This is a genomic window from Viridibacillus soli, from assembly GCF_016612995.1.
Lineage (GTDB): Bacteria > Bacillota > Bacilli > Bacillales_A > Planococcaceae > Viridibacillus > Viridibacillus soli.
In genome coordinates, this window is sequence record NZ_JAEOAH010000070.1 from 1 (window position 1) to 8,777 (window position 8,777).

The 8,777-nt window shown below is 32.1% G+C and carries 10 protein-coding genes; 1 reads left to right on the forward strand and 9 read right to left on the reverse strand.

The window, feature by feature from the left end:
• Positions 1-246: 246 nt before the first annotated feature.
• From JFL43_RS21855 to JFL43_RS21870, 4 genes are all read right to left on the reverse strand, one after another.
• Positions 247-519 (reverse strand): hypothetical protein, encoded by a 273-nt coding sequence (locus JFL43_RS21855; RefSeq protein WP_200750678.1) that lies wholly within the window; start codon positions 517-519, stop codon positions 247-249.
• A 17-nt stretch (positions 520-536) separates the two neighbouring features.
• The gene (locus tag JFL43_RS21860; RefSeq protein WP_200750679.1) at positions 537-737 is read right to left on the reverse strand and encodes a hypothetical protein; all 201 of its coding nucleotides are present in this window, start codon (positions 735-737) and stop codon (positions 537-539) included.
• A gap of 855 nt (positions 738-1,592) precedes the next feature.
• Positions 1,593-2,021 (reverse strand): hypothetical protein, encoded by a 429-nt coding sequence (locus JFL43_RS21865; RefSeq protein ID WP_200750680.1) that lies wholly within the window; start codon positions 2,019-2,021, stop codon positions 1,593-1,595.
• Positions 2,022-2,023: 2 nt separating this feature from the next.
• Positions 2,024-2,581 carry a hypothetical protein gene (locus JFL43_RS21870; RefSeq protein ID WP_200750681.1) on the reverse strand — a complete coding sequence of 186 codons (558 nt, stop codon included), beginning with the start codon at positions 2,579-2,581 and terminating at the stop codon, positions 2,024-2,026.
• Between the two features lie 577 nt (positions 2,582-3,158).
• Here JFL43_RS21870 and JFL43_RS21875 point away from each other — a divergent pair.
• Complete coding sequence (locus JFL43_RS21875) at positions 3,159-3,716, forward strand: recombinase family protein (protein WP_200750682.1); 558 nt, start codon at positions 3,159-3,161, stop codon at positions 3,714-3,716.
• A gap of 19 nt (positions 3,717-3,735) precedes the next feature.
• On the opposite strand, the gene JFL43_RS21880 is transcribed toward JFL43_RS21875, so the two are convergent.
• From JFL43_RS21880 to JFL43_RS21900, 5 genes are all read right to left on the reverse strand, one after another.
• The gene (locus tag JFL43_RS21880) at positions 3,736-4,608 is read right to left on the reverse strand and encodes a hypothetical protein (protein WP_200750683.1); all 873 of its coding nucleotides are present in this window, start codon (positions 4,606-4,608) and stop codon (positions 3,736-3,738) included.
• Positions 4,609-4,779: 171 nt separating this feature from the next.
• On the reverse strand, positions 4,780-4,956 hold the full coding sequence (locus tag JFL43_RS21885) for a hypothetical protein (protein WP_200750684.1): 177 nt from the start codon (positions 4,954-4,956) through the stop codon (positions 4,780-4,782).
• Between the two features lie 273 nt (positions 4,957-5,229).
• Positions 5,230-6,501, reverse strand: a complete 1,272-nt coding sequence (locus JFL43_RS21890; protein ID WP_200750685.1) for a hypothetical protein — start codon at positions 6,499-6,501, stop codon at positions 5,230-5,232.
• Between the two features lie 125 nt (positions 6,502-6,626).
• A complete protein-coding gene (locus JFL43_RS21895) occupies positions 6,627-6,881 on the reverse strand; it encodes a hypothetical protein (protein ID WP_200750686.1) in 255 nt (84 codons plus the stop codon).
• A gap of 720 nt (positions 6,882-7,601) precedes the next feature.
• Positions 7,602-8,564, reverse strand: a complete 963-nt coding sequence (locus JFL43_RS21900) for a tyrosine-type recombinase/integrase (protein WP_200750687.1) — start codon at positions 8,562-8,564, stop codon at positions 7,602-7,604.
• Positions 8,565-8,777 lie beyond the last annotated feature (213 nt).

Genomic DNA, 8,777 nt, shown 5'->3' on the forward strand with positions numbered 1-8,777 from the left:
ATTTAGGATTCACGCAGCAATAGCCAGCAAGCAGGCATCATATTTTATATTTAAACTGTTTTATTATTAGGGTGTAAGACATTATTTTCGAACTTGATTATAAACCATCTTAACGATTATTATATCATGTCCATATGAAATAAAAAGAGAATCTTTTAACAGTTTCCTTTAATTATTTCCACTCAATCGTTGATAGTGGCTTAAATTTAAATCCATTCCAACTAACAGCCTTCTTTTTTGCCTCTATTAGTCCTCACCTTTTAAAGCCTTTTCCATTCCAACATTAAACCCAACACCATGACCATTTTTATAAGCTAAATTCATTATCTCAATTTCTTCCTCAGATAGATTCCTGTCTAAGTAATCCTCAATGTGATTCCTTACGGCTAAAATCATATCTTCAATGGGCTGTCCTGAATTGAAATGGTTATTAGAGAGATATTCTAAAAATAAAAGCCTTTCCCCATTCTCCATATTCTTCATAAATGAAATCATCCGTTCAGCAATCATTTTAGTCATGGCAGCAGCCACCCTTTTTAATTTATTTTGTTATTAGTTTCAATGATATTATCTAGCTTTTCATTTACATCACTAAACCCTTTTTTATATACGTTTTCTAATCCCTTAAACTCAGAACGAAACTCTCTTAATTCACCTAGTAAACCTTTTGATTCGCTATTCATTGATTCTACTTTCTTTAGTATCTGTTCAACTAGTTCTTTTTCTTTTTCAGTCATAGCGGTCACCCCTTAAAATGTTTTTAAAAATCTTGGCAAAATATTTTTTATCCAAAATAGCTACTCAATTATAGCAAAAACCCACCCTTACCCTTAAAGCTGTGAGATGAATCGAGTAAGACAATCCCCCATGAACTCATAGTTAAATGCGTTAGAATCGCCCTCACAGTCACTATTCAGCCCCAAAAAGGTTTGAAAAATGGTGTGTATATTTAGTAAGCACCAGACACAGGGGTAGGGATGGGGTAGCCCCCCATGTATACCCTTCACCTCAATAATGGGTTGAAGCGTGGGACGTTCCCCACCATATGAGATAGTAACCCAGCTATTACAGTCATTCATGCTGTTTTCGCTGCATTCGTTCCTTTCCTGTTGCTGTTGTGTCGTCTTGCCCTTGTGTATTGCGTCCCGTCTGTGCATGTGCGGTGCGTCCTGTCCTTTGCCTTGTCTTCTATGCCTCGTTATCCCTGTGCTGGTAGCGTTTGTTTTGGGCTGGGTGTGGATGGATAGTGAGGCGGTAATTCTGATTGACACTATTGATTGGGCTTCAACCCTTGGTGCTGTGGTGGTAGGTAGCCCCAATCAATTGTGATGAGTTTTGATTGTAAATAAGTATGTATAAAATAAATATTCATCTTTTGTTTTCTAAAAAAATATCCAACACCTTCAATTCAAGATGTTGGATAACTTATTCACTTTCTATAGAGATTTAAACATTGTTCCTGTACGCTAACTTTGGAACTTTTTATCCGTCACTCGAGTGTGTTTAATGAGACCTTCTTAAAACAATTTTTCTATAATAAATAGTTAATGTATAAAAAAATCCCCCATAGACGAAAGTCTTAAGAGATTATTTTATGCAACTTGAAGAATAGAGTTTTCGTATGACAAAGGATTTTTAATTACTTCTTTTATGTTATTTAATTTTAAGAATTCTCTTGGGACTTTTTTAGATTCTTGCTTTATTTTTATATTTACGGTTCCATATACAGCATCAACAATTATGGAATGTATCATAAAATCTAAAAATAATGCTGTACCAGTTGAAGCACGGAAAGTTGATAAACTAAATAAAAATTTTGCTTCTTTTTTATTACCTTTTCTAAATAAATGAAAAGCAATTTTTAAATGTATAAAACTTGTAAATGCTGGGATAATTAAAAAGAAGATAGCATTCTTAATATTAAATTTCACCTTTAGATTTTTATCACGTACTTCTTTATAAGCAGAATAAACGGCAGACATGTAGATAGCACAAAAAATTCCTATTATGAAAAATAGCATTTTTAGGCCCCCTTACTCTTTTTCTTTTGCCCTTTTTTACTTTCAGATTTAATTGCAAGTTCTTTTATTCCATTTTTTTTATCAGCTTGAATACGTTTAAAACGCTGTTCAACCTCTTCTGATTTATTTTGTTCTATGTGTGACGCTGCGTCTTTTTTTAGTTTAACTGCTAAGTCACTTCTTCTATTATAGTCATTATAATCAAGAAATGTTAAAAACACAATTAGCAAAGCACCTATGTTAGCACATATCTTTATTAGTATATGCGGATTACTCGTCCAAAATTCAATATTTCCATTTAAAATTCCTATACATATTGTAATTGCAATAGCAACTGAGGGAATTCTAATGCCAAATTTCCTAACTCGCATTTCATTTTCTGTTTCACATTCCCTTGGATAATAATCTAATACAAAAGGAGTAAATAAAAGGAATGACGTAAGAAAAAATTGAATATAATCGATGTTACCTTTTATACTTACATAATACCCCAACGCTAAAAAAAATGAAACACATGCACGAATTGCAAAAAAAGCTGCCATATCTTTATTTATTTCCATCTGATTTTACCTCTACTTCACAAAATTACATACTAGATATAAATGTTAATAAGAACCATGAAGATTTACGTAAGAAATTAAATTTCTACATAGTTATACAAATTTTAACACAGATAAACACATGATTGATATATTTTTTTTAGTGAAGGAAGATTTAATATTCCATTTCTTAAAATCAATATAATAGATTTCATTCATTCTATTGATACTAGTTCATTGCACATTCTTACACTTCCGACTCAGTCCTCGGAATTATACTGAGTTTTGGAGGTGCCATACTAATAATTTCTATTTAGAAAAGTCCATTAAAAACCTTTTTCCTAAAGGGATTTTTGTTGTTTATCTGTAATTATTCATTAAATCTTAAAACCATATAAGACTTACTCTATTGATACTAACCCATATTACCGCCTCCATACTAACCACCATTAGCAACATTTTATAATATATAGTCAATATGATTAGTATCATAACTTAACAGTATTGACACCGTTTTTAAAACCCTGTATTATCAAGGCATCAAAAGGTGTCATAACTTAGCGTCATAATTGAAGCACCAAAAAGGGGCTATTACATAATGAAATACGGATATGCAAGGGTATCAACAGTTTCACAAGAATTAGAAGTACAATTACAAGCATTAGAAAATGAGGGTTGTGACAGTATCTATTCTGAGAAGTTCACAGGAACAAAAGCCAACAGACCTCAATTACAAGAAGTTCTATCACTATTAAAAGAAAGCGACACGTTGGTAGTCACTAAATTAGATAGACTAGCAAGAAACACTGTTGAGGGCATTGAGTTAGTGAAGGATTTATTTTCTAAAGGGGTTAGGGTTCATGTGTTAAATGTGGGGTTGTTAGAAGATACGACAATGGGACGTTTCTTTTTGACCACATTATTAGCTGTTGCAGAAATGGAAAGAAATCTAATTGTAGAACGTACACAAGAGGGGAAAGCTATTGCTAAACAAAAAGAAGGATTTAAAGAAGGTCGTCCCAATAAATACAATCCAAAACAAATTGAACATGCTATGCAACTACTAGAAGTAAATAGTTACAAAGAAGTCGAGAACATAACTGGTATTAGTAAAAGTACATTGATTCGTGCAAAAAAGAAAGCTACCTCATGTTAGTAATGAGAGTAGCTTTTTTCTAATTATTCTCCATTTCCGTATATTCTAAATTACTATTTTTGAAGCTTTCTATTATTTCATTTAAACCACTATATTTTGTTTTTCTAATTAACTTAAGCCCATTTTTCATCTTCGTTTCGTTAAACTTTAAAATAAACATAATTCTAATACAAGTTATTTTTATTTTTTTCTCCTCATTACTCCTAAATTTTATTTTCAGTATTACCTTATATTCCTCATAGTATCCGTATAGTTTAGCAAAATAAATAATGGGTAAGTGCAAAATAATATACACTTCTATAGCTAAATTTCTCCAAAATTCAACATCTTTTATATCCTTAAAATTATCAACAAACTCTCCAATAGCATAGAATAATATAAATAGACCAATACCGCCTAATAAAAAATTGGTTAATTTTTTCACAGATTGATGTTCTTCCTTTATACTACTAACTACACTTAACATTGAAAGAAAAGTTATAATTGGTAATAAAATTAGAAACTCTATCCAAAAATTAAAAGTGTAATTACTTACAATAAATAAAAATAAAATATTGATACCCAGTTGCTGTTTCACTAAAGAGACTTTATAGGGCTTTTTATTAGCTGATATGGCATTAAAAATACTTGGATATAAAACTGTAACTATCCATATAAAATAAGCTATTAAAGTTTCTGCAGAAAGTAAACTTATATATTGTAAAGTAATCAACATACATAGAACATAAATATGTATATACAATGCAAATTTTTGTGTTAATACTTTATAGAAAGCTTTTATTAAATCACTTAAACTTTTAAATAGGTACCGCTTTTGCTTGGAAAAACAAAGCAATCCAACTACTATAATCATTCCCCATAAAATCGTAGCCAATTGTCTTTCAGATATCAATAACTTTCCTCCACCTTCCTAAAATTACTAACATTACCATATCACTACTTATTATATTAAGTAAGCTTGTGAATAAAAAAGTTTTGAAACAGCTGTATATATTGTGCAACTACTTGTTGTAGATTAGCTTAATAGCCCGCCCCACTTGGTATCTACCTACTCTACATTTTTTTATTTGCACAATTTTGCACAATATTTTTTAAGCAGTTTTTCTTGTTGATTGATATATTGTCGCAATGCAAGTTCAGTTACATCTGTCTTACTTAATGAATAACCATATAAGCGTGTGTTATTTTTTATTGCAATACGTTGCATTGCTTCTATATTTTCCTTTCTATATTTATTCATGTTATTCCCCCTTCCTTTCTACACTTCGTTTCACTACGTGTGAGTGCCGCTTCGCGTCTCTCCTGTTCCTTAGCAGCTATAAATTCTAGTATCATCTTCTCTATCAATAGAAGGACACGCTAGTGTTCTTCCTAAGTAACAAGGTAGATTTATCTACCTCAGTTATTTAGTGAACTACCTTCTTAACTTCACTATTACTTCCTCTTAAAGAAACATGCCAAAAAACCTTATATACCAGTGGTTTCAATGGTTATTTGGTAAGTTGAAATAACATTAAATTTGATTATCCAAATACATTTCTAATAACTTTCTCATACGTTTTGATGGAATATACACAGTAATAGGTTCATCATTACGAATTGCACTTCTAAATATCCATTGCAACATTTCCGATAGTGCAAATAAATCTTCATTTACTTTAATTCCTTTATCCCTAAAGAAACGCTTAATGATTGGATTCATATAACGATTAGCAAAATAAATACATGTATTGGCATCAGCATAATCATTTGTTGCCCTTGCATTCACTGCGACAAATCTGTTCTTTAATCCTTTTATTAGTAATGGATTTTTCATAGCTTTAAACGTAGTCCAAATCACTTGTGCTGGCTTCACTTTAGCTTTATGAAAATAGAAATTGTAGCCGTTATCTTTGTACTTCTTTTTTAGATGGTGCTTTGTTTGGACTTCTAGTAAATGATTTTTACTTAATGCACTAGGATTATCACCAATCAGATTCAAATCATTCTTATCTCTAGGTGTTGAGTAGTGGATTGTAATTAACTCTTTTAGGTGCTTTCTATCTTCGTCAGCTGGTGTAACGTAATTTACTAGCTGATAACTCTTATCTTCACTATACTTTATCGAACGAAACTCATATTCAAGATTAAATAGGTTATAGTAGTAGCTTTGAATTTGCCCGTTGAACATATACGTTAAGATAAAGATTTCCTCAAACGCTTTAAATAACTGTGGTGGGAATAGCCAATACATTTTTAGAATTTTCTTTTCTTCATGTAACATTAAACGACCTGCATTTGCTAAGTTCCGAATCTCCTCATAGCTGCCATTCAGATAATCAGGATTGTTCCACTGTACTTTCCCTTTACTATCTAAACTTATAGTCGGATTGCCTTTATCATCTTTAGAATTTAGTAATAGGCGAATATCATCTGACGACATTTTGACTTCTTTAATTACCTCCATTACTTCATCTAAAATCAACGTATAGTGTTCTGCATCTAAAAGTTCAATTAACTCGCTATCAGTCCGTTTTAATAATTCATGAGAACATGCAATATTTTTCCCCTGACGAACTAATTCTTTTAAATGATTCAGTTTGCCATCATCACATTTCGGTTCGACAACATCCTTATTTGTAGAATCTTTGATACGATTTACTTCATCTAAATACGGTGTTACGAACATAATTTTCCTTCTATCATTGCTTTCATTGATATATTGAATTGCCCAACTCGTTTTCCCGCTTCCCATGATTGAATCAACAACTGTGATTGGTTTTCTATTTTGTATTAAAGATTGCATAATAAATCCCTCCAATTTTATCGAGACAGTTTCGAGTGCCTACATTTAGGGACTTGCAATCACAGTTCAAATTAGGACATATAAAAATAAAAAAGCCGCCCGATTAACTCGAACGACTTTATAACCTATTGACTTTTATATTGCTTTTCAATTTCATTTAGCACAATTTCTACATACCTTTTATTTAGACTTTCCTCATATGGTGGTTTGCAGCATTCCTCCCATTTAGGTGTCATTGCTGCAATAATATCAAAACTCTCACTTCCCCAATTAAAATCAATTCCTAGAAATTCTAATACGGTCATCTTTTTAGTATACATCTGATGGTGTAATACTAACTGTTCAACAAGTTCTTCTAACGCTTGCTTTTCCCATGTCATTAAATCAGTTCCTCTCTTAATTACTCATTGACGTAATTTTCCGATTCCCCCAACATGAAGCCAGAGTTGAGGACAACGACTTGGTGCTGATAATGTTTGCCTTGTTCTCTAAAACAAGAAATATTGTAATAGGAACAAGACAAGACATTTGCATTTCTTCATGAATCCGTCATTTGAGGTATCCGTATATGTATGCCCTTGTTAAATGCGTTCTCTCGAACAATACATCTACTATCTACTTCTGCCCCCGATAGTTGCTATAATCCGCCATACACTCTGTTAGCGTACTCGTAAATGCGTATCCTACTGTTATGAGGAACTCAGCAACAATTACAATGTGTGATGTATTCTGCAATAGCCTTAACTATTCAGACCTTCCACTCCTAGCCGTTAATGGTCGCTAGCACCATTCAGATACTTGCACCAACAAGGAAGTGCTTTATTGTATCCTAGACTTAGTTATTGCAGTGGCTAAGTCATAACCTTTCCAGTTTTGTTTTGATTCGAGTTAGTGGGCAACCTCGAAAGAGTTTTTCCTAAAAAAGACAATAGGAAACTAGACCTTTGCATTTCAGCTTTTTTTGAAGTAAAATGAAGGCAATGTAACTCATATTCAGTTTTCGATTGGTTGTCGATTTGTTATGGGTATCGCACTACTATGTCGCCAAACATATAGTGCAGTTCTAAGAGGGTGTTTCTAGCACTCTCTTTTTTTATTGCTTATAAATATTGTTTCAAGTTATTAGATACTTCTTCTATATCAAGGTCTAAGTATTGTGTAGTAACTGCTAAATCTGAGTGTCCTAATGCCTTACTAATTAGTGGTACACTAGCACCCTTTTCAAGTAAGTTCTTAGCATATGCCCTTCTTATAGCGTGTGCGTTGATGTTTTCAAATCCAAAGCGTTTACTATATTTATTAAGTTGCTTTGAAATAGCACAATTCGATGATTTACTCGTATTCATGGCTAAACCGTTCTGTGTAATAAACACGTTAGTGCTACAAGTCTTAAAATGTTTTTTAATTCTTTGATTATGCTTAATTAGTAACTTCAATATTTCAGCTAGTTCCTCATCAATCGGTAGCTTCAAATATTTATGATTTTTCAATGTAGAACCATCTAAGTTTAAACAAAGCTTTTCAAAATCAATGTGCCGTTCCTTTAATTCACATAAAGTGTGTATCCTAATTCCTGTCTTAAACATTAGCTTAATAGCCGCGGTATCTCTAAAACCTATAAATGTTGATTTATCAATTAAATGAAACAACTTTTCAATATCACATTCTTTAGCAGCTGCTTTAACTTCCTTATCAATCTTGATATGAATGTTCCTCCAAAAGTTATCCTTTATCCAATTGTTGAAATACAGCTTTCCTAGTACCGCTTTAATTGTTTTCAAACGGATTCTTTTCGTTTGAATCGAAACATCAATATTCTCTAAGTAGTTATAAATGCAATCTGAATTGATTTCCTCGATAAAAACTAACCCATTGAACTTATAAAACTGACTAAATATATAATCGTAACTTTGAATTGTTCGCGGTCTATTACCCGCTATCTGCATTTGTTTAAAAACAACTTCCACGCCATAGCTTATAGGAGTCCAACTTTTATTACCTTTAATGATTCTCGATTGTATTTCTTCAACAGCATAAACGCCATGCTTCCTATTTTTAGACAATAAAAAACCCCCTAATTCAATTGGAATCAGAAGGTTTATAAACAGATTTCATATAAATAATGTAATTTCCCTTAGCAACAAAAAAGGGTAATTCAATAAGAGTATAACTCCTATCAAATCACCCTAACTTTGTTTAAACGTTGATTTAACAGCATTTCTACTGCTAAAATAAAATATGGAGACGGCGGGAGTCGAACCCGCGTCCAGAAACTC

What these genes read in the sequence shown, in the direction of transcription:
- JFL43_RS21855 (WP_200750678.1), bottom strand. Translation starts at nt 519, where the DNA reads ATGACTAAAATGATTGCTGAACGGATGATTTCATTTATGAAGAATATG.
- JFL43_RS21860 (WP_200750679.1), bottom strand. Translation starts at nt 737, where the DNA reads ATGACTGAAAAAGAAAAAGAACTAGTTGAACAGATACTAAAGAAAGTA.
- JFL43_RS21865 (WP_200750680.1), bottom strand. Translation starts at nt 2,021, where the DNA reads ATGCTATTTTTCATAATAGGAATTTTTTGTGCTATCTACATGTCTGCC.
- JFL43_RS21870 (WP_200750681.1), bottom strand. Translation starts at nt 2,581, where the DNA reads ATGGAAATAAATAAAGATATGGCAGCTTTTTTTGCAATTCGTGCATGT.
- JFL43_RS21875 (WP_200750682.1), top strand. Translation starts at nt 3,159, where the DNA reads ATGAAATACGGATATGCAAGGGTATCAACAGTTTCACAAGAATTAGAA.
- JFL43_RS21885 (WP_200750684.1), bottom strand. Translation starts at nt 4,956, where the DNA reads ATGAATAAATATAGAAAGGAAAATATAGAAGCAATGCAACGTATTGCA.
- JFL43_RS21890 (WP_200750685.1), bottom strand. Translation starts at nt 6,501, where the DNA reads ATGCAATCTTTAATACAAAATAGAAAACCAATCACAGTTGTTGATTCA.
- JFL43_RS21895 (WP_200750686.1), bottom strand. Translation starts at nt 6,881, where the DNA reads ATGACATGGGAAAAGCAAGCGTTAGAAGAACTTGTTGAACAGTTAGTA.